The organism is Streptomyces sp. NPDC031497 (assembly GCF_055580905.1).
Genome location: NZ_JBVIKO010000024.1, coordinates 17,070 through 39,114 on the forward strand (window position 1 = coordinate 17,070; position 22,045 = coordinate 39,114).

General features: G+C 71.8%; 20 protein-coding genes. 15 read left to right on the forward strand and 5 right to left on the reverse strand.

Annotation, left to right across the window (positions count from 1 at the left end; genetic code table 11):
• Positions 1–7 precede the first annotated feature (7 nt).
• From ACZ5K7_RS36780 to ACZ5K7_RS36795, 4 genes are all read left to right on the forward strand, one after another.
• Positions 8–3,559, forward strand: coding sequence for a UvrD-helicase domain-containing protein (locus tag ACZ5K7_RS36780; RefSeq protein WP_468920780.1), 3,552 nt, complete (start codon positions 8–10; stop codon positions 3,557–3,559).
• A gap of 10 nt (positions 3,560–3,569) precedes the next feature.
• The gene (locus tag ACZ5K7_RS36785) at positions 3,570–4,973 is read left to right on the forward strand and encodes a dipeptidase (protein ID WP_468920783.1); all 1,404 of its coding nucleotides are present in this window, start codon (positions 3,570–3,572) and stop codon (positions 4,971–4,973) included.
• A 155-nt stretch (positions 4,974–5,128) separates the two neighbouring features.
• Positions 5,129–6,073, forward strand: a complete 945-nt coding sequence (gene nudC, locus ACZ5K7_RS36790) for an NAD(+) diphosphatase (RefSeq protein ID WP_351704813.1) — start codon at positions 5,129–5,131, stop codon at positions 6,071–6,073.
• A 16-nt stretch (positions 6,074–6,089) separates the two neighbouring features.
• Entirely contained in the window at positions 6,090–6,722 is a 633-nt protein-coding gene (locus tag ACZ5K7_RS36795; protein WP_351704816.1) for a class I SAM-dependent methyltransferase, read from the forward strand.
• 39 nt (positions 6,723–6,761) lie between these two features.
• Here ACZ5K7_RS36795 and ACZ5K7_RS36800 read toward each other — a convergent pair whose 3' ends face one another.
• The gene (locus ACZ5K7_RS36800; protein ID WP_351704819.1) at positions 6,762–7,004 is read right to left on the reverse strand and encodes a mycoredoxin; all 243 of its coding nucleotides are present in this window, start codon (positions 7,002–7,004) and stop codon (positions 6,762–6,764) included.
• A gap of 180 nt (positions 7,005–7,184) precedes the next feature.
• On the opposite strand from ACZ5K7_RS36800, the gene ACZ5K7_RS36805 reads away from it, so the two are divergent.
• From ACZ5K7_RS36805 to ACZ5K7_RS36825, 5 genes are all read left to right on the forward strand, one after another.
• The gene (locus tag ACZ5K7_RS36805) at positions 7,185–9,380 is read left to right on the forward strand and encodes an ATP-dependent DNA helicase UvrD2 (RefSeq protein ID WP_468920788.1); all 2,196 of its coding nucleotides are present in this window, start codon (positions 7,185–7,187) and stop codon (positions 9,378–9,380) included.
• A gap of 164 nt (positions 9,381–9,544) precedes the next feature.
• The gene (locus ACZ5K7_RS36810; protein WP_468920791.1) at positions 9,545–9,862 is read left to right on the forward strand and encodes a hypothetical protein; all 318 of its coding nucleotides are present in this window, start codon (positions 9,545–9,547) and stop codon (positions 9,860–9,862) included.
• A 174-nt stretch (positions 9,863–10,036) separates the two neighbouring features.
• Positions 10,037–10,405, forward strand: a complete 369-nt coding sequence (locus ACZ5K7_RS36815; RefSeq protein ID WP_010984500.1) for a WhiB family transcriptional regulator — start codon at positions 10,037–10,039, stop codon at positions 10,403–10,405.
• The gene (locus tag ACZ5K7_RS36820) at positions 10,402–10,728 is read left to right on the forward strand and encodes a hypothetical protein (protein WP_351704828.1); all 327 of its coding nucleotides are present in this window, start codon (positions 10,402–10,404) and stop codon (positions 10,726–10,728) included. The genes ACZ5K7_RS36815 and ACZ5K7_RS36820 overlap by 4 nt, the downstream gene beginning before the upstream one ends.
• Positions 10,729–10,864: 136 nt before the next feature.
• Positions 10,865–11,077, forward strand: coding sequence for a hypothetical protein (locus ACZ5K7_RS36825; RefSeq protein WP_468920796.1), 213 nt, complete (start codon positions 10,865–10,867; stop codon positions 11,075–11,077).
• A gap of 20 nt (positions 11,078–11,097) precedes the next feature.
• Here the strand turns inward: ACZ5K7_RS36825 and ACZ5K7_RS36830 are convergent, their stop codons facing one another.
• Both ACZ5K7_RS36830 and ACZ5K7_RS36835 read right to left on the reverse strand, forming a co-directional pair.
• Positions 11,098–12,504: an ABC1 kinase family protein gene (locus ACZ5K7_RS36830; protein ID WP_351704833.1), complete on the reverse strand. Its 1,407-nt coding sequence runs from the start codon at positions 12,502–12,504 to the stop codon at positions 11,098–11,100.
• Positions 12,497–13,702, reverse strand: coding sequence for a TOMM precursor leader peptide-binding protein (locus tag ACZ5K7_RS36835; RefSeq protein WP_468920799.1), 1,206 nt, complete (start codon positions 13,700–13,702; stop codon positions 12,497–12,499). Before ACZ5K7_RS36835 ends, ACZ5K7_RS36830 begins: the two co-directional genes overlap by 8 nt.
• A gap of 226 nt (positions 13,703–13,928) precedes the next feature.
• Here ACZ5K7_RS36835 and ACZ5K7_RS36840 point away from each other — a divergent pair, with 226 nt between their 5' ends.
• The 4 genes from ACZ5K7_RS36840 (at position 13,929) to ACZ5K7_RS36855 (ending at position 17,810) form a co-directional block, all read left to right on the forward strand.
• A complete protein-coding gene (locus ACZ5K7_RS36840; protein ID WP_351704839.1) occupies positions 13,929–14,525 on the forward strand; it encodes a M48 metallopeptidase family protein in 597 nt (198 codons plus the stop codon).
• A gap of 137 nt (positions 14,526–14,662) precedes the next feature.
• A complete protein-coding gene (locus ACZ5K7_RS36845; RefSeq protein ID WP_468920803.1) occupies positions 14,663–16,345 on the forward strand; it encodes a TerD family protein in 1,683 nt (560 codons plus the stop codon).
• A gap of 11 nt (positions 16,346–16,356) precedes the next feature.
• The gene (locus tag ACZ5K7_RS36850) at positions 16,357–17,037 is read left to right on the forward strand and encodes an AIM24 family protein (RefSeq protein ID WP_351704845.1); all 681 of its coding nucleotides are present in this window, start codon (positions 16,357–16,359) and stop codon (positions 17,035–17,037) included.
• A 17-nt stretch (positions 17,038–17,054) separates the two neighbouring features.
• Positions 17,055–17,810, forward strand: coding sequence for an AIM24 family protein (locus tag ACZ5K7_RS36855; RefSeq protein WP_351704848.1), 756 nt, complete (start codon positions 17,055–17,057; stop codon positions 17,808–17,810).
• A 69-nt stretch (positions 17,811–17,879) separates the two neighbouring features.
• Here the strand turns inward: ACZ5K7_RS36855 and ACZ5K7_RS36860 are convergent, their stop codons facing one another.
• Both ACZ5K7_RS36860 and ACZ5K7_RS36865 read right to left on the reverse strand, forming a co-directional pair.
• On the reverse strand, positions 17,880–18,401 hold the full coding sequence (locus ACZ5K7_RS36860; protein WP_351704851.1) for an NUDIX hydrolase: 522 nt from the start codon (positions 18,399–18,401) through the stop codon (positions 17,880–17,882).
• Positions 18,398–19,846 (reverse strand): zinc-dependent metalloprotease, encoded by a 1,449-nt coding sequence (locus ACZ5K7_RS36865; RefSeq protein ID WP_468920807.1) that lies wholly within the window; start codon positions 19,844–19,846, stop codon positions 18,398–18,400. Before ACZ5K7_RS36865 ends, ACZ5K7_RS36860 begins: the two co-directional genes overlap by 4 nt.
• 192 nt (positions 19,847–20,038) lie before the next feature.
• Here ACZ5K7_RS36865 and ACZ5K7_RS36870 point away from each other — a divergent pair, with 192 nt between their 5' ends.
• Both ACZ5K7_RS36870 and ACZ5K7_RS36875 read left to right on the forward strand, forming a co-directional pair.
• Positions 20,039–21,151 (forward strand): SDR family oxidoreductase, encoded by a 1,113-nt coding sequence (locus ACZ5K7_RS36870; protein WP_351704857.1) that lies wholly within the window; start codon positions 20,039–20,041, stop codon positions 21,149–21,151.
• Between the two features lie 240 nt (positions 21,152–21,391).
• A complete protein-coding gene (locus ACZ5K7_RS36875) occupies positions 21,392–21,853 on the forward strand; it encodes a molybdenum cofactor biosynthesis protein MoaE (protein ID WP_468920811.1) in 462 nt (153 codons plus the stop codon).
• The last annotated feature ends 192 nt before the right edge of the window (positions 21,854–22,045 follow it).

Consider the following 22,045-nt stretch of genomic DNA (forward strand, 5'->3'; position numbering starts at 1 on the left):
CGACGGCATGCCCGCCCGCATCACCGACCCCGAGCAGCTCAAAGAGCTCCTCGGCATCCCGTTCACCCCGGAGCAGACGGCCTGCATCATCGCGCCGCCCGCCCCGCAGGTGATCGTGGCCGGAGCCGGTTCGGGCAAGACGACGGTGATGGCGGCCCGCGTGGTCTGGCTGGTCGGTACCGGACAGGTGGCCCCCGAGCAGGTCCTCGGGCTGACCTTCACCAACAAGGCGGCCGGCGAGCTCGCCGAACGCGTCCGCAAGGCACTCGTCAGGGCGGGCGTCACCGACCCCGAAGTCATCGACCCGGACAACCCGCCCGGCGAGCCGGTCATCTCGACGTACCACGCTTTCGCCGGCCGCCTGCTGACCGACCACGGCCTGCGCATCGGCCTGGAGCCGTCCTCCCGGCTGCTCGCCGACGCCACCCGCTTCCAGCTCGCCGCGCGCGTGCTGCGCGAGGCCCCCGGCCCCTATCCGGCCCTCACCCGCTCCTTCGCCGACCTGGTCGGCGACCTGCTCACCCTCGACTCCGAGCTCGCCGAACACCTCGTCGGCCCCGAGGACCTCAGGGCCTGGGACGCCGGACTGCTGAACACCCTCGCGGCCGTCAAGCTCGGCAACGCCGACCTGCGCAAGGTCCCCGAGACGGCCGCCGCCCGCCGCGAACTGGCCGGACTCGTCGTCCGTTACCGGAGCGCCAAGCGCGAGCGGGACCTGCTCGACTTCGGCGACCAGATCGCGCTGTCCGCCGCGCTGGCCGGCATCCCCGAGGTGGGCCGGCTGCTGCGCGAGGAGTTCCGGGTCGTACTCCTCGACGAGTACCAGGACACCTCGGTGGCCCAGCGGGTGCTCCTGGCGGGTCTGTTCGGCGGCGGCACCGGCCACCCCGTGACCGCCGTCGGCGACCCCTGCCAGGCCATCTACGGCTGGCGCGGTGCCTCCGTCGCCAACCTGGACGACTTCCCCGAGCACTTCGCGCAGGCCGACGGAAGCCCCGCCACCCGCCAGGCGCTCAGCGAGAACCGCCGCAGCGGCGGCCGCCTCCTCGACCTCGCCAACGGCCTCGCCGAGCCGCTGCGCGCCATGCACGCGGGCGTGGCGGCCCTGCGCCCGGCCCCGGGCGCCGAACTCGAGGGCACGGTCCGCTGCGCCCTGTTGCGCACCCACGCCGACGAGATGGACTGGATCGCCGACTCCGTCGCCCACCTCGTCCGCACCGGCACGGCACCCGGCGAGATCGCGGTCCTGTGCCGTACGGCGACCGACTTCGCGGAGATCCAGGGCGCCCTCGTCGCGCGGGACGTCCCCGTCGAGGTGGTCGGCCTCTCCGGGCTGCTGCACCTGCCGGAGGTGGCCGATCTCGTCGCCGTCTGCGAGGTCCTCCAGGACCCGGGCGCCAACGCCTCCCTGGTCCGGCTGCTGACCGGCCCGCGCTGGCGCATCGGCCCCCGCGACCTCGCCCTCCTCGGCCGCCGCGCCCGGCTGCTGGTGTCCCACGCGCGCGTGGGCGACGCCGACGACCCGGACCGCAGGCTCGCCGAGGCCGTCGAGGGGGTCGACCCGGCCGAGGTGATATCGCTCGCGGACGCCCTGGACACCTTCCTGGAGCTGCCGCTCGACACCCAGCAGCAGGACGACGGCCTGCCGTTCTCGCCGGACGCGCGCGTGCGCTTCGCCCGCCTGGCGACCGAACTGCGCGAGCTGCGCCGCTCCCTGTCCGACCCGCTGATGGACGTCCTGCACCGCGTCCTCGCGGTCACCGGCCTGGAGGTGGAACTGTCCGCGTCCCCGCACGCGCTGGCCGCCCGCCGCCGCGAGACGCTCTCCAACTTCCTCGACGTCGCCGCCTCCTTCGCGGCCGGCGACCAGGAGGCGACCCTCCTCGCCTTCCTCGGCTTCCTGCGCACCGCCGCCCAGTACGAGAAGGGCCTGGACAACGCCCTGCCCGGCGGTGAGAACACCGTCAAGGTGCTGACCGCGCACAGGTCCAAGGGCCTGGAATGGGATGTCGTCGTCGTCCCCGGCCTGGTCAAGGGCACCTTCCCGAGCAGCCAGGGGCGCGAGAAGTGGACCGCCCAGGCCAAGGTGCTCCCGCACGCCCTGCGCGGCGACTCCGACACCCTGCCCGACGTCGAGAGCTGGGACTCGCGGGGCATGAAGGCCTTCCACGAGGCCATGAAGGACCATCAGCACACCGAGGAGCTCCGCCTCGGCTACGTCACCTTCACCCGGCCCCGCTCCCTGCTCCTCGGCTCCGGCCACTGGTGGGGCCCCAGCCAGAAGAAACCGCGCGGTCCCTCCGACTTCCTCCAGGCCCTGTACGACCACTGCGCCACCGGACACGGCGAGATCGAGGCCTGGGCCGAGCAACCGGAGGAGGACGAGGAGAACCCGGCCCTGCACACGTCGAGCGTCGACCAGGTGTGGCCGCTGCCCCTCGACGAGGCCGCCCTGGCCCGCCGCCGCGCGGCCGCCGAGACCGTCCTCGCCCACCTGGACGCGCTCACGACAGAGGACGGCCACCCCGCGGCCGGTCACGACCCCGCCGCCCACGAGGACCCGGAATGGCCCCCGCCGCCCGACGACGAGGAACCCGACCCCTACGAGGACGACCTCCCGGACGAGGACCCCGCCGACTGGGAATCCCTGAGCGCCGACCGCCCCACGGTCCCCCACCAGGCCACACCCGCCGAGCGCACGCCCCCGCACACGCCGGAGCACGCACGCGTCCCAGAACCCGGGCACGCGCGCGAGGCGCAATCCGAGCAAGCGCGCGCCCCTCGCACCCCCGAGGAGGGCCGCGTCACCCCCGAGGAGGCCCGCGCCATCGCCTCCTGGGACCGCGACCTCGACGCCCTCACCGGCGAGCTGCTGCGCGCCCGCCGCAGCGTCACCGACGTGCCCCTGCCCGCCGCGCTCTCCGCCACCCAGCTGATGCGGCTCGCCGAGGACCCGGACGGGCTCGCACAGGAACTCGCACGCCCCATGCCGCGCCCGCCACAACCGGCCGCACGCCGGGGCACCCGATTCCACGCCTGGGTCGAGGCGCGCTACGAAGAGCTCACCCTGCCCATGCTGGAGCCCGACGAGCTGCCCGGAAGCGACGCCGAGATCGCCGACGAACGCGACCTCGAGGCCCTCAAAGAGGCCTTCGAGCGCACCGAGTACGCCCACCGCACGCCCTACCGCGTGGAGGCACCCTTCCAGCTCGCCCTCGCCGGCCGGGTCGTACGGGGCCGGATCGACGCCGTCTACCGGACCGGGCACGGCGACGAGGCGACGTACGAGATCGTCGACTGGAAGACCAGCCGGACCCGGGCCGCCGACCCGCTCCAGCTCGCGATCTACCGGATCGGCTGGGCCGAGCAGCAGGGCGTGCCCCCCGAGTCGGTCACGGCCGCGTTCGTGCACGTCCGCAGCGGTGAGGTCGAGCGACCGGAGGGGCTGCCCGACCGGGCCGCCCTGGAAAAGCTGATCGTCGGACAAGCTGTCGGGCAAGTTGTCGGACAGGCCGAGTGTGACGAACCGCCCGCCGAGGATGTCGGTGCGGGCCGATAGGCTCGTGACCATGAGCCAGACCCCGGACAGCGCTGTCCGTACGTACATCGAGCAGCACCGTGCCGCCTTCCTCGACGACCTCGCCGAGTGGCTGCGCATCCCGTCCGTGTCGGCCCAGCCCGAACACGCCGCCGATGTCCGCCGCAGCGCCGACTGGCTTACCGCCGCACTCAAGAAGACCGGCTTCCCGACCGCCGAGGTCTGGGAGACACCGGGCGCCCCGGCCATCTTCGCCGAATGGCCCGCGGGCGACCCCGAGGCCCCCACGGTCCTCGTCTACGGCCACCACGACGTACAGCCCGCCGCCCGTACGGACGGCTGGCACAGCGACCCCTTCGAACCGGTCGTCCGGGAGAACCGCCTCCACGCGCGCGGGGCCGCCGACGACAAGGGGCAGGTGTTCTTCCACACACTCGGCGTCCGCGCCCACCTCGCCGCCACCGGCCGCACCGCACCCGCCGTCCACCTGAAGCTGCTGATCGAAGGCGAGGAGGAGTCCGGCTCCCCGCACTTCCGCGCCCTCGTCGAGGAACGCGCGGACCGGCTCGCCGCGGACACCGTGATCGTCTCCGACACCGGCATGTGGTCCGAGGACACCCCCACGGTCTGCACCGGCATGCGCGGCCTCGTCGAGTGCGGGATCGTCCTGCACGGCCCCGACCAGGACATCCACTCCGGCGCCTTCGGCGGCGCCGTCCCCAACCCGGCCACCGCCGTGGCCCGCCTGGTCGCCGCGCTGCACGACGAGCACGCGCGCGTGGCGATCCCCGGCTTCTACGACGGCATCGTCGAGCTCAGCGACCGTGAGCGGGAGCTGTGGGCCGAGCTGCCCTTCGACGAGGAGGGCTGGCTGCGCGAAGCACACTCGTACGCCACCGAGGGCGAGGCCGGGCACACCACCCTGGAGCGCATCTGGGCCCGCCCCACCGCCGAGGTCAACGGCATCGGCGGCGGCTACCAGGGCTCCGGCAGCAAGACGATCATCCCGTCCTCGGCCATGGTCAAGCTGTCGTTCCGGCTGGTCGCCGGTCAGGAGCCCGACCACATCGAGAAGGCCGTCCGCGCCTGGGTCACCGAGCGGATCCCCGCCGGCATCCGCGCCGAGATCACCTTCCTGCCGGCCACCCGCCCGTGCCTGACCCCGCTCGACCACCCGGGCCTCCAGTCGCTGGCCCGCGCCATGGGCCGCGCCTTCGAGGGACCGGTCCGGTTCACCCGTTCGGGTGGCTCGGGACCCGCCGCGGACCTCCAGGACGTCCTCGGCGCACCCGTCCTCTTCCTGGGGATCTCCGTCCCCTCCGACGGCTGGCACGCCCCGAACGAGAAGGTCGAGCTGGACCTTCTCCTCAAGGGCGTCGAGACCAGCGCCTACCTGTGGGGTGACCTGGCCGAGAACTGGCGCCATGCCCCCTGACCCGTCCGAGCCGTCCGGAGCGACAGCGCGCGCGGGGCACACTGGAAGGGCCGCCCCGCCCGTCTTGTCCCCGCCCGACCCGGTCTCCTCCCGCCCTTCGTCCCGCTGAACCGCCCGCTGAAACATCCGTTGCACTGGGGGAGTTGGAAGCACCCGTGACCACCTGGACCGACCACACCGCCGACCGACCCATCTCGCTCACCGCCCCGAACGGCATCGACCGCGCCGCCCACCACCGGCTCGACGAGGCCTGGCTCGCGGCGGCGTGGAGCCACCCCGACACCCGCTGCTTCGTGGTCTCCGGCGGCCAGGTCCTCATCGACGAGACGCCCGAAGGCCGTACCGAACTCGTCATGACCCCGTCCTTCGAGGCCCCCCTCACCGAAGCGCACCGCTATTTCCTGGGCACCGACGAGGACGGCGTCAGCTACTTCGCCCTCCAGAAGGACGCCCTGCCCGGCCGCATCGACCAGTCCGCACGCCCGGCCGGGCTGCGCGAGGCCGGACTGCTGCTGTCCCCCCGGGACACCGGCCTGATGGTGCACGCGGTCGGCCTGGAGAACTGGCAGCGCACCCACCGCTTCTGCTCCCGCTGCGGCGAGCGCACGGTCATCGCAGCCGCCGGCCACATCCGCCGCTGCCCCGCCTGCGGCGCCGAGCACTACCCGCGCACCGACCCCGCCGTGATCATGGCCGTCACCGACGAGGACGACCGCATCCTGCTCGGCCGCCAGGTCCACTGGCCCGAGGGCCGTTTCTCCACGCTGGCCGGCTTCGTCGAGCCCGGCGAGTCGATCGAGCAGGCGGTGCGCCGGGAGGTCTTCGAGGAGGCCGGGGTCACCGTCGGTCCCGTCGAGTACGTCGCCAGCCAGCCCTGGCCGTTCCCGTCCAGCCTCATGCTCGGCTTCATGGCCCGCGCGACCTCGACCGAGATCAACGTCGACGGTGACGAGATCCACGAGGCCCGCTGGTTCTCCCGCGACGAACTGGGCGCCGCCTTCGACTCCGGCGACGTCCTGCCGCCGTACGGGATCTCCATCGCGGCCCGCCTGATCGAGATGTGGTACGGCAAGCCGCTGCCGACGAGGAGCTTCGTCTGAGACGGCGACCCGGCTGATGACCGACACCCACGACACCTACTGGAATCACAACGTCCACTACCACCCGGTGGTGCTGGACGCCGTACCGCCCGGCTGCCGTGCCGCCCTGGACGTCGGCTGCGGCGACGGCCTGCTGGCCGCCGAGCTCGCGGCCCGGGCGGAGTCGGTGACCGGCGTGGACCGGTCACCGGAGATGATCCGGCTGGCGCACAAACGGGACACGGGAAACGTCACCTTCCTGGAGGGTGACTATCTCGACGGCGCGCTCCTCGACGAGGGGAGCTACGACTTCGTCAGCGCGGTCGCCGTCCTCCACCACGCCCCCTTCGACGACGCGATCGAACGGCTGGTGAGGCTGCTCGCGCCGGGCGGCCGGCTGGTCATCGTCGGCATGGCACACGACCGCACCCTCCTGGACCGGGTGATCAGCGGCTGCGGAGTCCTCGTTTCGTTGCTGCAGCGTGCGTGCAGGCGCGGCGGCGAGGGAGGTCCGTCGGGTATGCCGGTCGAGGACCCGATCATGAACTGGAAAGAGGTCCGGCGGGCCACCGGGCACCTGCTCCCCGGACGCCGGTACCGGCGTCGGCTGCTGTGGCGTTACACCCTCGTGTGGGACAAACCGGGCGACACGCACGAAGGCGGCCCCTGACCGGGTCAGGGGCCGCCTAGCGCGAGGACGCGAGGGAAACTACGCGCTGATCTTCTGCTTGACCTGGGCCAGCGAGGGGTTCGTCAGCGTCGAGCCGTCGCCGAAGAGGACCGTCGGGACCGTCTGGTTCCCGCCGTTCGCCTTCTCCACGAACGCGGCCGACTCCGGGTCCTGCTCGATGTTGATCTCGGTGTACGCGATGCCCTCGCGGTCCATCTGGCTCTTCAGCCGGCGGCAGTAGCCGCACCACGTGGTGCTGTACATCGTCACAGTGCCCTGCATCTCGCTCGCGCTCCTTCGGCAGGTCGGGGAAGGTCATCCAGGAGAGGAACGTACGCGGCCCGCCCGCCATTCCCCGCGGCACCAGCCGCCCGAGTGACGCCTGCCGCATTAGTACGACTGCAAGGGGCTGCCTGTGGACAACCGGCACAGCAGTCTCCGGCGACCTGGCAGCATGGCCGTGTGACAGCAGCAACGCACTCCTCCCTCTTCCCGCAGGTACCGGACTCTGCCGACGCGGTGCTCGAAGGGCTCGACCCCGAGCAGCGCGAGGTGGCGACCGCCCTGCACGGTCCGGTGTGCGTGCTGGCCGGAGCCGGTACCGGCAAGACCAGGGCGATCACCCACCGGATCGCCTACGGGGTACGGGCCGGCATTCTCCAGCCGTCCAGCGTGCTCGCCGTCACCTTCACCAACCGCGCCGCCGGGGAGATGCGCGGCCGGCTGCGCCAACTCGGCGCCCAGGGAGTGCAGGCCCGCACCTTCCACTCGGCCGCGCTGCGCCAGCTCCAGTTCTTCTGGCCGAAAGCGATCGGCGGGTCGCTGCCCCGGCTCGTCGACCGCAAGGTCCAGCTGGTCGCCGACGCGGCCGCCGCCTGCCGTATCCGCCTCGACCGGGGCGAGCTGCGCGACGTCACCGCCGAGATCGAGTGGTCCAAGGTCACCCAGACCGTTCCCGCCGACTATGCGCTCGCCGCCGTGAAGGCCGGCCGCGATGCCCCTCGCGACCCGGCCGAGATCGCCCAGATCTACTCCGTCTACGAGGACCTCAAGCGTGACCGCGCGGTCATCGACTTCGAGGACGTCCTGCTGCTGACCGTCGCGGTCCTGCAGGACCGGCACGACATCGCCGAGCAGGTCCGCGCCCAGTACCAGCACTTCGTCGTCGACGAGTACCAGGACGTCAGCCCCCTCCAGCAGCGCCTGCTGGAGCTTTGGCTCGGCGACCGCGACAGCCTGTGCGTGGTCGGCGACGCCAGCCAGACGATCTACTCGTTCACGGGAGCAACCCCCGACCATCTGCTCGACTTCCGCACCCGCCACCCCGGGGCCACCGTCGTCAAGCTGGTCCGCGACTACCGCTCCACACCCCAGGTCGTCCATCTCGCCAACGGCCTGCTGGCCCAGGCCCACGGCCGCGCCGCCGACCACCGCCTGGAACTGATCTCCCAGCGCCCCGCGGGACCCGAGCCCGTCTACACCGAGTACGCCGACGAGCCCGCCGAGGCCGAGGGCGCCGCCCGCCGTATCCGCGAGCTGGTCGACGCCGGGGTCCCGGCCGCCGAGATCGCCATTCTGTTCCGCACCAACTCCCAGTCCGAGACCTATGAGCAGGCCCTCGCCGACGCCGGGGTGCCCTACCAGCTGCGCGGTGCCGAGCGGTTCTTCGACCGGCCCGAGGTGCGCAAGGCGGGTGTCGCCCTGCGCGCCGCGGCCCGCTTCGGCGGCAATGACGCGCTGCTCGACGACACCGTGGACCTGCCCTCCCAGGTGCGCGCGGTCCTCTCCGGAGAGGGCTGGACCACCGAGCCCCCGGCCGGCTCCGGCGCGGTCCGGGAGCGCTGGGAGTCACTGGCCGCCCTGGTCAACCTGGCGCACGACGTCACCGCCGGCCGGCCGACCGCCACCCTCGCCGACTTCGTCGCGGAACTCGACGAGCGCGCGGGTGCCCAGCACGCCCCGACCGTCCAGGGCGTCACTCTCGCCTCCCTGCACTCGGCGAAGGGCCTGGAGTGGGACGTCGTCTTCCTGGTCGGTGTCGCCGAGGGCATGATGCCGATCACCTATGCGAAGACCGACGAGCAGATCGAAGAGGAACGCCGTCTCCTTTATGTCGGCGTGACCCGTGCCAGAGAGCGGCTCCATGTCTCCTGGTCTCTCTCCCGCACCCCCGGTGGCCGCCCGAACCGCAGGCCCAGCCACTTCCTGGACGGCCTGCGCCCCGGCTCCACCGGCACCGTCGGCCGTGGCGCCGGTGCCGGCGCCGGAGGCGTTGAACGCGGCTTCACCGGCGGCCCCGTGGCCGCACCCCGGCGCACCCAGCGCTCTCCCGCCCGCTGCCGGGTCTGCGGGCGCACTCTCACCGACGCCGGCGAGATGAAACTGATGCGCTGCGACAACTGCCCCTCCGACATGGACGAGGGGCTCTACGAGCGGCTGCGGGAGTGGCGCGCGGACCAGGCCCGGCTCAGCGGCCAGCCCGCCTTCTGCGTCTTCACCGACAGGACGCTGATGGCCATCGCCGAGAGCGCGCCGGACGACGACCGCGAGTTGGCCCGCATCCCCGGCGTCGGCATGCGCAAGCTCAACCGTTACGGCGCCGATGTCCTGGCCATCTGCGCAGGCCAGCAGCCCGGGGGAGCCGTTGAGGGGGACTGATGCCAACTCGTCGAAAAAATAGTTTGCGCATGCCCCAGCAATCCCCATAGGTTCTAGGCACGGAAGCGGCGGCCTTCTCGAAGGCCCCATTCCGTGTTGTACTTGCATATCCAAGCGGACTGGCTCACCCCAGTCCCCATAGACGCCGAGAGGAGGCGAGTCCAGTGATCAGCATCAAGACCAACATCAGCGCGGCCAAAATGACCGATCTCTCGGCCGTCTCCGCGTGCATGCTCGGCGTCCCGAACCTGGGCACCGGTCTGTCCGGCATTCCTGCCGTGCGTCCGGCGTCCTCCGTTTCTCTCGCGGGCCTTCCCGTCCGTGAGCGCAATGAGCGACCGACTGAGGCACTGGAAGCAGTAGCGGCACAGGCCAAGGCCTATGCCTTTACGGCAGCCGGTGCCGGAAGCCGGAAGCAGATGACGCAGCACCACCTGATGTGGGCCTTCCGTGGGCCAGAACCCTGGAGTGATCCAGCCTGATCGATCAGGCCGGCGCCTTCAGGGCCGCGGAACCCCATCCGGGATCCGCGGCCCTTCTGTTTGTCCCCACCACAGGGACGGACGGGCGAAGGGGCCTCGGGGCAAGAGCAGAACCCGGTACCAGCCGCCAACCGGTCCAACCCGACCGGCACGACCAGACGAGGAAGAACAGCCGTGCAACTCGAAGCGCACGCCCCGTCCGTACCGCCTTCCGAAACGATCCCCCCGCCCGGCCTCACGGAGGACTCCACCTTGATCCCGCTCACCGCGCTCACCGCGCTCGACGACGCCATCGAGAACCTCGGCGTGCCCGTCCCCTGCCGTTCCTACGACCCGGAGGTCTTCTTCGCCGAGTCGCCGGCGGATGTCGAGTACGCCAAGTCCCTCTGCCGCACCTGCCCGCTGATCGAGGCCTGCCTCGCCGGTGCCAAGGAGCGGCGTGAGCCCTGGGGCGTCTGGGGTGGCGAGCTGTTCGTCCAGGGTGTCGTCGTCGCCCGCAAGCGGCCGCGTGGCCGCCCGCGCAAGAACCCGGTCACGGCATGAACATCCAAGGAACGATCGACCGCCCCCTCACGCACGACCCCAAGAAGCAGGCCCCGATGAAGCCGTCCACCAGCGAGCCCACCGGCTCCGCGATCCCAGACTTCACCACTGCCGGTACGACCACCGGCTCGCGTCAGAACAGGACCCGCGAGATGCAACTCATCCCAGAAGCCCTTGCTCGTGCGCATATGCACGAGCGACTGCAAGAGGCCGAGCGGGAACGCCAGGCCGTGCGCCTGGCGACCGCTCGCCGGATGCAGCGCCGGGCCGAGCGCGCCTCGATGCGCGCCCGCCGTGCGCTCGCCATGGCCGTCATGCAGTGATCCCGAACACCTGAAGCGGTAGCCTCCCGGCTGAGGGAGGCGAAAACTTCACGCGGGGGCCGGTCCGGCCGAACGGACCGGCCCCCGCGGTGCGTTGTGCCCGCGGATCCGCGCACCGCGGCGTTATCGTCGCCGGGTGACGAGTCTTCCCGGAGGCAGTGATCACCGGGACTCCGGCACGGAGTCCCACCCTCCCGCGTGTGCCCGCTGCGGTAGCCCGGCCGACGGCCCCCTGCCCGCCACCTGGACCTGCTCCGTGGAGAACGGCGTCCGCCAGTTCTTCTGCGACACCTGCTCCAGGGAGAACCTCAGAGCGATCGAGGGTCGGCTCGACTCGTCCTGGTGGTGACCACCGCCCCTGCCGCGCCCTTACTGCGCCTCTACGGCCGCCTCCATCTCCTCGGCGTCCTCGGCTTCTACGGCTTCCTCAACTTCTTCGGCCTCTTCGAGGACGAACCCGGGCAGCCACGCCTCCAGTTCCTCCCGCAGCCGCACCGTCGCGCCCAGCTGGCAGAGCACGCCGATGGTGCTCAGGGTCACCCGGTGTATCAGCAAGTAGGCCGGTGGCAGGTTGAGCTGTTTGCCCAGCTGGTGGGCGGGGTTGCGAGGGTCGGCGATACGGGCCGCCTGGCTGCGCATCCAGTTGCGGGTGAAGGTGAACTCGTCGACCTCCGCCGGTTCGATGATCGGCAGCAGATAGTCCAGGACGGCGTCGGGGTCCAGCTCTATGGAGTCCTTGACGAACCCCTCGGCGCACAGCAGCTCGTAGACCGCCTCGGCGTCTCCGTCCAGTGTCATCCGCAGGGAGTCGCCGATCGGGGCGGGCAGGCCACCCGCGAGGCGGTCGACCGTGCCGAAGTCCAGCACGCCCAGGAGCCACTCCTCCTCGTCCTCCGGCCCACCGGGCAGCAGCCGGAAGTTGCCCGGGTGCGGGTCGGCATGCAGCAGACCGGTGCGGGCCGGGCCCGAGAAAAGGAACCGGGCCAGGAGCTGACCGGCCCGGTCACGCTGCTCCTGCGTCCCCTCCGAGATGATCTCCGAGAGCGGTATCCCGTCGATCCACTCGGTGACCAGGACCTGCTCGCACTGGTGCACCACCGCGGGGACCACCACATCGGGGTCGTCCGCGAACTCCTCCGCGTGCGCCTCCTGAGCCTGTGCCTCCAAGGCGTAGTCCAGCTCCTCGGAGACCCGGTCGCGCAACTCCGCGATCAGGGGCTTGATGTCCATGCCCGGGATCAGCGGACCCAAAAGGCGGGCGAAACGGCTCAGTTGCCCCAGGTCGGACAGCAGAGCCTCGCCGGCTCCCGGATACTGCACCTTGACCGCGACCGCCCGGCCGTCGTGCCACACCGCCCGGTGCACCTGGCCGATCGAGGCCGCCGCCGCGGGCTTCTCCTCGAACTCCAGGAACAGCTCCCGCCAGTCCTCGCCGAGGCGCTCGGCGAGCACCGCGTACATGGTGCGGGCCGGCATCGGCGGTGCGGCGTCCTGGAGTCTGGTGAGGGCCGCCCGGTAGGGGCCGGCGATCTCCTCGGGGAGGGCGGACTCGAAGACGGACATGGCCTGTCCGAACTTCATGGCCCCGCCCTTCAACTCTCCCAGAACCTTGAAGAGTTGCTCCGCCGTGCGCTGTTGCAGCTCGCGGCTGACGATCTCCGCGGACTCACCCACGATGCGCTTGCCCAGACCCCAGGTCGCCCGGCCGGCGAAGCCGAGCGGGAGCGCGGCGAGCTTGGCGGTCCGGGTGACCGCCTTCCGGGGAAGATCAGACATGCGCCCTCCAAGTCCCATTCGGCCGGGCGGCGTCCGCGCGCTCTCGTCGCTCCGCCGACGGCCGTTGCACCACCATTGTCTCGTGCGCGGCCCCATTGGTTGAGGAGTGTTCCCCCTTAGCTTTCTCCGCAGCTCCGCACGGGCATGCGGAGTGCGGCCGGACCGGCCGCGCATGCCACTGCAGAGCCGGCACGGACGCCTCCCAGCGCACTCCCGTGCCGGACGGCGACTCCCCGTCGAGGAAGGCCACGGCATGCGCGGCGGCCAGCCCGGCCACGGCCGTCGCCAGCGTCAGATCGCAGGCCCCCACCCGGCGGGCCTGGCCGGACCGCCACTGGGCGATCAAGCGAGGCCAGGCCGGATCCCGGTCCGAGCGGTGCTCGTGCAGACAGCGCGCGCAGCCGGTCCCGCCGGGCAGGACGAGCGGACCGACGACGCCCGTGCCCTCCACGACGCCCGTGTAGAGGTGAGGTGTCCCGGAGGCCATGAGCGGCTCGGCGGCGCGCGCGTCGGGGGCGTGCACCAGGACATCGTCACGCGGGGCGATGATCACCAGGGAGAGGCCGGGTTCCTCCGCGGCCGGGTCCGGGCGGCGCGGCGGGCGGTCCGGGGCGGCCCGGCGGACGACTCTGCGGGCGGCCTCGTCCCGTCGCTCGCCGACCGCCTCCGCGGGCAGCCCGCCCGGCGCCACGTCCCACGGCTGGACGCGACCCACGTCACGCACGTCGACCTCGCCGACCCCCGCGCCCGACAGCAGCGCGGCCAGCGTGACACCGACCCGGCCCGCGCCCCGGACCTGCACCCGCAGGGCACGCCGGGCCGCCAGCCGGCCGATCGCGCCGCCCGGCTCCGGAGTGATCAGGGACAGCGACGCGAGATCGGGACCGAGCCGGTCCAGGACCTCCTGCTTCGTGCGCAGCGCCGCCGCCGCCGGCCCGCCGCCGCGCGCGTCGTCGACGAGCCCGGCCCGTGACAGCCGCTCGACCAGCGCGTCGACATGCCCGTCCGGCAGGTCCATGCGCCGCCCCTCCGCACGCAGCAGTTCGAGCCCCCGGGTGCCGTTGAGCAGGTCCAGAAAGCTGCCGGTCGCCGTGTCCATCGGCCCGAGTGTCATCGCGTGCACCGGGGTCATCCCGAACTGCACGGTGTTGAGATCACGCCAGCCGCGCCGGAGCGCGGGCTTCACCAACGGATGCATGACAGTCCCCCGTAGCTGTCGAAAGGTCATGGAAGATCCCCGTCTGCCGGTGGAGCCGGTCACGCTCCGCCGACGACTGCCAGCATGCCCGGCCCACTCGGCGGACGCCGAAAGTTGTCCACAGGCGGTGGGTATTCGTCGTACAAATCAAACGCATGGTGGGGGATCGGCATCGAACCGTCCCGGACCCGGGACTTCCCCCGTGCGCAGCGGGTAACGTCGGGGCGTGCCCGCCGACCCACTGCACCGCGCCGGAAAGCCACAGCGCAGCATGACGAGCCAGCCGCCCAGCGGCTTGGGGGTGAGCGCGATCGAGGTTCGCAGAAGCGCCCGGCGCCGCCGGACCGTCTCCGCGTACCGCGAGGGCGATCGCACCGTCGTGCTGATCCCCGCCCGGATGTCCGAGGCGGAGGAGAAACGCTGGGTGACCGTCATGCTCAACAAACTCGCCGCCCAGGAGAGCAAGCGAGTGCTGGGCGACGCCGAACTGGCCGAGCGCGCCGAGCGGCTGTCGATCCAGTACTTCGACGGCCGGGCCAGGCCCGTCTCGGTGCGCTGGGTCACCAACCAGAACACCCGCTGGGGTTCCTGCACCCCCGCCGAGGGCAGCATCCGCCTCTCGCACCGGCTCCAGGGCATGCCCGAGTACGTCGTCGACTACGTCCTCTGCCATGAACTGGCCCACCTGCTGGTGCCTGGGCACGGTCCCGACTTCTGGCGGCTCCTGGAAGCGTATCCGCGGACCGAGCGGGCCCGGGGTTACCTCGAAGGGGTGGTCGCCGCCGACCGGCTGCCCCATGTGCCCGGCGCGCGCGATGAGTGACGCGCCCGGCCAACGCTCCCTTCGGGGCCGCTGAGCCCGGTTGTGTACCGGCTCTGTACCGACTTCCTCCGATGTCCGAGTTAGCCGTTAGCCTGGCGCGACGCACTCACATTCGGGATGGGGGACGGTCGTAGCGCATGGCCAGGGAATTCCAACGCGGCCACAAGGCCAGGATCAGTGACCTGACGGCGGGCACGGATCTGTACGTAGGCGTGCAGATCGCCGGGCCCGGACTGACCTTCGACATCAGCTGCTTCGGCCTGGACGCCGACGAGCGCCTGTCGGACGACCGGTACTTCGTCTTCTTCAACCAGCCGAAGTCACCCGAGGAGTCCATCCAGCTGCTGGGTGCGCAGGCGGGCGACACGGAGTCCTTCCGGGTCACGCTGGACCGGATCCCGCCGCGGATCCAGAAACTGGCGTTCACGGCGACCCTCGACGGCGCCGGGCAGATGTCCCAGGTCGCGCCCGGATACATCCGGATCGTCGCGGGCGGCGAGGAGGTGGCCCGGTACTCGTTCAACGGTTCGGAGTTCTCCACCGAACGCGCCGTGATGCTGGGCGACTTCTACCTGAAGGACGTGTGGCGCTTCGCCGCCGTCGGCCAGGGCTTCGACGGCGGCCTGGACGCGCTGCTGAAGAACTTCGGCGGCGAGGTGATGGAGGAGGAGGCGCCCGCCGCGCCCGAGCCGCAGCCGTCGCAGGCCGGGCCCGCGCCCGGGTTCGCGCCGCCCGCGTTCGCCGCCCCTGCCGCGCCCGCGCCGAGCCCCGCGCCGGCGCCCGCCCCGCCGGCCCCCGCGCCCGCCCCGGCCCCCACGCCCCAGGGCTTCACCCCGCCCCCGGCACCCGGCCCCGTGCCGGCTCCGAACGTGCACGGCGCGCCCACCGTCATCGCCCCGCTGGCCCCGCCCGGCCCCGGCACCGTGCCGCCCCCGTCCCCGGCCCCCGCGCCCTACGGCCAGCCGCCCGCCCCGAGCGCGCCCATGCCGCCCGGCTACGGCCAGCCCCCGGCGGCTCCGCAGTCCCCGCCCTCGCCGCCCGGCTACCCCCAGGCGCCCCAGGCCCCGACCCCGCCCCCGGGCTACGGCCAGCAGCCGACGTTCGGGCAGGTCCCCGGCCAGCAGACCTACGGAATCCCGCAGGGCGCTCCCCAGGGCGGAGCCGGAGTCGGCGCGGCGCTCCAGAAGTTCAAGGAGACGCCCACCGGGCAGCGCTGGACGCAGCAGAACAAGAAGCTCGTCCGGGTCGACCTGGGCATGGGCGGCCAGCCGGTGCTGGCCCGGCAGGGCAGCATGGTGCTCTACCAGGGCAAGGTCGACTTCAGCTACAAGGGCGCCGGGTTCGCCGGCCGGATCGTGGGCAACGCGACCGGCCAGGAGATGCAGCTGATGCGCTGCACCGGGCACGGCCAGGTGTTCCTCGCCGAGAACTCCGCCCATCTGCACCCCATCGAGCTCCAGGGCGACGCGATCTGTGTCTCCGCCGAGAGCGTCCTCGCCTTCGACGAGAGCCTCCAGTACGAGGTCCGCCGGATCGAGGGCCACGGCATCCCCGGCGGCGCGCTGTTCACGATGCAGTTCCAGGGCACCGGCACGATCGTCGTCAAGACGCACGGCACGCCCGTCGTGCTGCCCGTGACGCCGACGACGTTCGCCGACTGCAACGCCGTGGTCGCCTGGTCCGCGGCCTCCCAGGTGGTCGTCTCCAGCCAGGTCCGGATGCGCCGCAACGCCTACCCGGGCGACACCGGCGAGAGCGTCAACCTGCAGTTCCGGGGCGCCCCCGGCAACTTCATCGTGGTCCAGCCGTACGAGGTCTGAGGGAGCCCGTCATGAACCAGCCGCTCGCGGGCTACGCCCCCGCACCCGTCACCGCCCGCATGGAGAACCACGGCAACAACATGCTCAAGGTCGCCATGCAGACCGGGAACGACCTCCTCGCGCGCGTGGGGTCGATGGTCGCCTACGAGGGCTTCGTCCAGTACGAGCCCAACCCGCCGGCCGTGCGCCAGATCGCCCGTGACTGGATGACCGGCGAGGGCGCGCCCCTGATGAAGTGCTCCGGCGACGGACTGCTCTACCTCGCGGACTACGGCGCCGATGTCGTCGTCATCAACCTCAACGGCGACGGCATCTCCGTCAACGCCACCAACCTGCTCGCCTTCGACGCGCACCTCACCTGGGGTGTGGAGCGGGTCAAGGGACTGGCGAAGTTCGCCGGTCAGGGCCTGTGGAACACCAAGATCTCCGGGCAGGGCTGGGTCGCGCTGACCTCCCGGGGCAAGCCGATCGTCGTCGACTGCGGCGGCGGCGAGGACGAGACGTACGTCGACCCGGACGCGCTGGTCGCCTGGTCGCCGAACCTCAAGGTCAAGGGCAAGCGCAGCTTCAAGGCGCAGTCCCTGATCGGCCGGGGCAGCGGCGAGGCCTACCAGATGGCCTTCTCCGGGCAGGGCATCGTCGTCGTCCAGCCCAGCGAGGACAGCACCGACCGCCTTCGTTTCCGGGGCTGAGGGGGAGTCAGACAATCATGCAGAGCCCGCTTTTCGCGCACAACGACTCCCAGGTCCGGGACCGCTACAGCCTGCAGAACAAGCAGATGCTGCGGGTCGTCCTGGAGGGCCACGACGACATCCTCGCCCGCAAGGGCACGATGGTCGCCTACCAGGGACTCGTCGAGTTCGACGCCGAGTACACGAACAACCAGCAGTCACGCGCGCGTGCGTACACCGGCGAGGGCCTGGACCTGATGCGCTGCCACGGGCAGGGCACGGTCTACTTCGCCAACCTCGCCCAGCACGTCCACGTCCTGGACGTCGAGCAGGACGGGCTGACCGTGGACAGCGGCTACGTCCTCGCCATGGACTCCTCGCTGCACTACGAGGTGGTCGCCGTGGACAGCCTCTACGGCATCTCCGGCTCCGGGAAGTACCAGCTCAACATCACCGGCCGTGGCAAGGTCGCCCTGATGACCTCCGGCGCGCCGCTGCTGATGCAGGTCACGCCCGACAAGTACGTCAACTGCGACGCCGACGCGATCGTCGCCTGGTCCACCGGGCTCCGTGTCCAGATGCAGGCCCAGACGCATTCCTCGGGCGTATGGCGGCGTCGCGGCAACACCGGCGAGGGCTGGGAGCTCAGCTTCATGGGAAGTGGCTTCGCGTTGGTCCAGCCGAGTGAACTGCTCCCGCCGCAGAGCGCCCAGATCGGCCAAGGCCTCGCCGCCCAGTTCGGGATGGGCCAGCAGGGCGCGCGCGCAATGAACCAGGGCAACGCCTGGAGCTGACGGCCACGAGGTAAGGGGCGCACGCCGTGGCAAGCGCCCCTTACACGGGTCTTTGCGCAGGTCCCCGGTTCAGAGCCGTGCGCGGGTCGCTTCCAGGAGCCGTACGACCGAGTCGTCGGCGACCTCCGCGACCTCGTCGTAGGCGAACCAGCGCAGGTCCAGGGACTCGTCGCTGATCGCGTGGGCGGCGCCCGGCGGGGCCACGGCCGCGTACTGGATGTCGAAGTGCCAGTGGCACGGCGCCGGGATCGGGTGCCGGTCCAGGCGCACCGGGCCGCCCGGCAGCAGCGTCAGTCCGGGGATCCCGGACTCCTCGGCCGCCTCTCGCAGGGCCGCCGCGGCCAACGTGGCGTCGCCCGGCTCGCAGTGGCCGCCCATCTGCAGCCACATCCGCAGCTTCCGGTGCAGGGTCAGCAGCGCCCGGCCGTGCTCGGGGTCGACGACCAGCGCGCTCGCCGTGACATGCCCCGCGTGGCACGCCTTCCACATACCGTCGGGGTGCGCCGCGAGATGGTCCAGATAGGCCAGGCGCAGCTCTTCCTGGCCCTCGTACCCCTTGAGGACGAGGACCGTGTCGTCGTACAGGCTCACTCGGTGTCGTCGCCCTTTGCCTGGTCTTCCGCCGGGTCCGCCGGATCTTCCTTCTTGCGCAGGTCGGGCTTCTGGGCCGCCTCGCCGAGCATCTTGTCCAGCTCGGAGAAGTCCAGCTGCTCGCGGTGCACGAAGCCGTCCGGGTCGTCCAGGTCGCTCGCCGTCGGCAGCATGTCCGGGTGCGCCCACAGAGCGTCCCGGCCGTCGACACCGCGCGCGTCGGTGAGCGAGGCCCACAGCCGGGAAGCGTCGCGCAGCCGGCGCGGGCGCAGCTCCAGGCCGATGAGCGTGGCGAACGTCTGCTCCGCGGGACCGCCGGTGGCACGGCGGCGGCGCAGGGTCTCGCGCAGCGCGTCGGCGGACGACAGACGCGGCTTCGCGGCCGCGTGGACCACCGCGTCGACCCAGCCCTCGACGAGGGCCAGAGCGGTCTCCAGACGGGCCAGGGCCGCCTTCTGCTCGGGGGTGTCCTCGGGCTGGAACATGCCCTGCTGGAGGGCGTCCTGGAGCTGCTCGGGGTTCTGCGGGTCGAACTGGCCGACCACGTCCTCCAGCTTGGCCGTGTCGACCTTGATCCCGCGCGCGTACCCGTCGACCGCGCCGAACAGGTGTGAGCGCAGCCACGGCACGTGCGCGAACAGACGCTGGTGGGCCGCCTCGCGCAGCGCGAGGTACAGCCGCACCTCCTCCTTCGGCACACCGAGGTCCTTGCCGAACGCCTCGACGTTCACCGGCAGCAGCGCGGCCTTGCCGGCCGGGCTCAGCGGCAGGCCGATGTCGGTCGAGCCGACGACCTCGCCCGCGAGCACGCCGACGGCCTGCCCGATCTGCGTGCCGAACATGGCGCCGCCCATGGAGCGCATCATGCCGATCAGCGGGCCCGCCATGGCCTGCATCTCCTCCGGCAGGACATCGCCCATCGCGGCGCCGACCCGCTCGGCGACCGGGTCGACCAGCTCCTGCCAGGCGGGCAGCGTCGCCTCGACCCACTCCGCGCGCGACCACGCCACGGCCGAACCGGAACCGGACGGCAGAGACGTCGCGTCGTCCAGCCACAGGTCGGCCAGCCGCACCGCCTCCTCGACCGCCGTGCGGTCGGCGGGGCCCACGCTGGCGTCCTTGACGCCGTCCGAGGTGCCCTGGGAGACCGTCTGGCGGGCGATCTGCTTGGCCATGTCCCAGTTCACCGGGCCGCCCTCGTACGAGAGCATCTGGCCCAGCTGCTGGAAGGCCGCGCCCAGGTCGGTGGGGTTCAGCGAACCGAACATGGCAGCGAACGGATTGTCGGCGCCGGGCGTGCCGAAGCCGCCGGCCCCGGGTGTGCCGAAACCGAACGGGTTGGCCGGTCCCTGCCCACCACCGCTCTGCTGGTCCTTCTTCTTGCCCTCGTCGCCGTCTTCCGGCTCCTCCGGCGGAAGGCCGAAACCGAATGGGGTGTCACTCACGGGAATCCTCGGCTGGTAAGGCCACCGGTTCTCTCCGGCGGCGCGGCTGCCCGACAACACCACCCAGCGTAGACACCCCGACCCGATCGGGCCTCGGTGCTTCGCCGACAGTCGGCCTGCGGCAGGATGGATGCCACCTGGTACGTACGCGTCACTCACGCTCGTACTGAAGACAACCGCTGGAGACGCCCGGTGAGTTCCCCAGATCCGCAGGTTCGCGCAGCGCGAAACCCGTCAACCCCCGCCGCCGTGCGCGGACCCGTCGTCGCCGTCACCGGCGCCGCGACCGGGGTCGGCGCGCTGCTCACCGAGCGGCTGGCCGCCTCCGAGGGGATCAAGCAGGTCATCGCCATCGACGAGCGGCGCGGGGAGTGCGCGGACGCCCAGTGGCACATCCTCGACGTGCGGGATCCGGCCATCGCGGACAAGCTCCGCGGGGCCGACGTGGTGGTCCATCTCGCGCTCGACCTGGACCTGGAGACCGATCCGGCCGCCCGTACGGCCTACAACGTGCGGGGGACGCAGACCGTGCTGACCGCGGCGGCCGCGGCCGGGGTGCACCGTGTGGTGTTGTGCACCTCCGCGATGGTCTACGGCGCGCTCCCGGACAACGAGCTGCCGTTGTCCGAGGACGCGGAGTTGCGCGCCACGGCGGAGGCCACCGGCGTGGGGGACCTGCTGGAGATCGAGCGGCTCGCGCGCCGGGCGCCCCGCGCGCACCCCGGGCTCAATGTCACCGTCGTGCGCCCCGCAGTGCTCGTCGGAGGCACCGACACCGCTCTGACCAGGTATTTCGAGTCTCCCCGCCTGCTTGTCGTCGCCGGGTCGCGGCCCGCCTGGCAGTTCTGCCACGTCGAGGACCTGTGCAGCGCGCTGGAGTACGCCGTGCTGGAGCAGGTCGAAGGGGAACTGGCCGTTGGCTGTGACGGATGGCTGGAGCAGGAGGAGGTCGAGGAGCTCAGCGGGATCCGGCGGATGGAGCTGCCGTCGGCGGTGGCGCTGGGCGCCGCGGCCCGGCTGCACCGCATCGGGCTGACGCCGTCGCCCGCGGGGGATCTCGCCTACACGATGTATCCGTGGGTGGTGAGCGGCAGCCGGCTGCACGATGCCGGGTGGCGGCCGGGGTGGACGAACGAGGAGGTGCTCGCAGAACTGCTGGAGGAGGCGGCCGGGCGGCACACGGTGGTCGGCCGGCGGCTCGGCCGCAAGGACGCGACGGCCGCGGGCGCGGCAGGCGCGACGGTCGCGCTGCTGGGCGCGGCGGCCGTGGTACGGCGGGCACGAAAGGCCCGACGGCGGATCTGAGGGGTTTCGCCCCCGCCGCCCTTAACCCGTCCCGTCCTCCGGAAGGCCGGCCCCCTTCGGCCCCCCGTACCTGGGGGCTGTCGCCCCCGGACCCCCGCTTGGCCTGGACGGTCTCGTCCTCGAACGCCGGACGGGCCGGAGCGTGAGCGCTCACGCTGTAGGAGTCTCCAAAGCCGCACGCGCGCGTGCCTGGTGTTGGTCGTATTCCGTGCGGTCCCGGGTGTGCGGCACGATGGGGGTATGGCTGCTGTGAACGATCACCCCGGTGAGCTGGGTGCCGAAGATCCCGTCAAGCTGATCGGGATCCGGGAGAGCGCGCTCTCCGTGGACGAGGTCTTCGCGGCCGTGGGGGACGACGCGGCCGGTGGCATCGCGCTGTTCGTGGGGACCGTGCGGAACCACGACGGGGGCGCCGATGTGGACGCGCTCGGCTATTCGTGTCATCCCAGTGCCGAGAGCGAGATGCGGCGGATCGCGGAGAAGGTCGTCGCCGAGTATCCGGTGCGTGCGCTGGCGGCGGTGCACCGGGTGGGGGACCTGCGGGTGGGTGACGTCGCCGTGGTCGTCGGCGTGTCGTGTCCGCATCGCGGGGACGCCTTCGAAGCCTGTCGGAAGCTGATCGACGACATCAAGCACGAGGTGCCCATCTGGAAGCACCAGAAGTTCTCGGATGGGACGGAGGAATGGGTCGGAGCCTGCTGAAGAACGCCTGTCCGGCTTCCGGTTGCGTAACCGTACCCCCCGCGTGAGCGTTGTCAGTGCGGATGATTAATCTGCTGATCAGTCAGTCGCGGACGGTCATGGGGTTGGGAGGTCGGCATGGGGGCGCTTGTCTGGTTGCTGATTCCGCTTGTGGCCGCGGTCGCTGCCGGTCTCTGGGGCAGCTGGGCCAAT

Excerpts from the sequence above, each read along its gene's own strand:
- ACZ5K7_RS36780 (WP_468920780.1), top strand. The coding sequence starts at position 8 with ATGCCCGCCCGCATCACCGACCCCGAGCAGCTCAAAGAGCTCCTCGGC.
- ACZ5K7_RS36785 (WP_468920783.1), top strand. The coding sequence starts at position 3,570 with ATGAGCCAGACCCCGGACAGCGCTGTCCGTACGTACATCGAGCAGCAC.
- ACZ5K7_RS36795 (WP_351704816.1), top strand. The coding sequence starts at position 6,090 with ATGACCGACACCCACGACACCTACTGGAATCACAACGTCCACTACCAC.
- ACZ5K7_RS36800 (WP_351704819.1), bottom strand. The coding sequence starts at position 7,004 with ATGCAGGGCACTGTGACGATGTACAGCACCACGTGGTGCGGCTACTGC.
- ACZ5K7_RS36820 (WP_351704828.1), top strand. The coding sequence starts at position 10,402 with ATGAACATCCAAGGAACGATCGACCGCCCCCTCACGCACGACCCCAAG.
- ACZ5K7_RS36830 (WP_351704833.1), bottom strand. The coding sequence starts at position 12,504 with ATGTCTGATCTTCCCCGGAAGGCGGTCACCCGGACCGCCAAGCTCGCC.
- ACZ5K7_RS36835 (WP_468920799.1), bottom strand. The coding sequence starts at position 13,702 with ATGCATCCGTTGGTGAAGCCCGCGCTCCGGCGCGGCTGGCGTGATCTC.
- ACZ5K7_RS36845 (WP_468920803.1), top strand. The coding sequence starts at position 14,663 with ATGGCCAGGGAATTCCAACGCGGCCACAAGGCCAGGATCAGTGACCTG.
- ACZ5K7_RS36850 (WP_351704845.1), top strand. The coding sequence starts at position 16,357 with ATGAACCAGCCGCTCGCGGGCTACGCCCCCGCACCCGTCACCGCCCGC.
- ACZ5K7_RS36855 (WP_351704848.1), top strand. The coding sequence starts at position 17,055 with ATGCAGAGCCCGCTTTTCGCGCACAACGACTCCCAGGTCCGGGACCGC.
- ACZ5K7_RS36875 (WP_468920811.1), top strand. The coding sequence starts at position 21,392 with ATGGCTGCTGTGAACGATCACCCCGGTGAGCTGGGTGCCGAAGATCCC.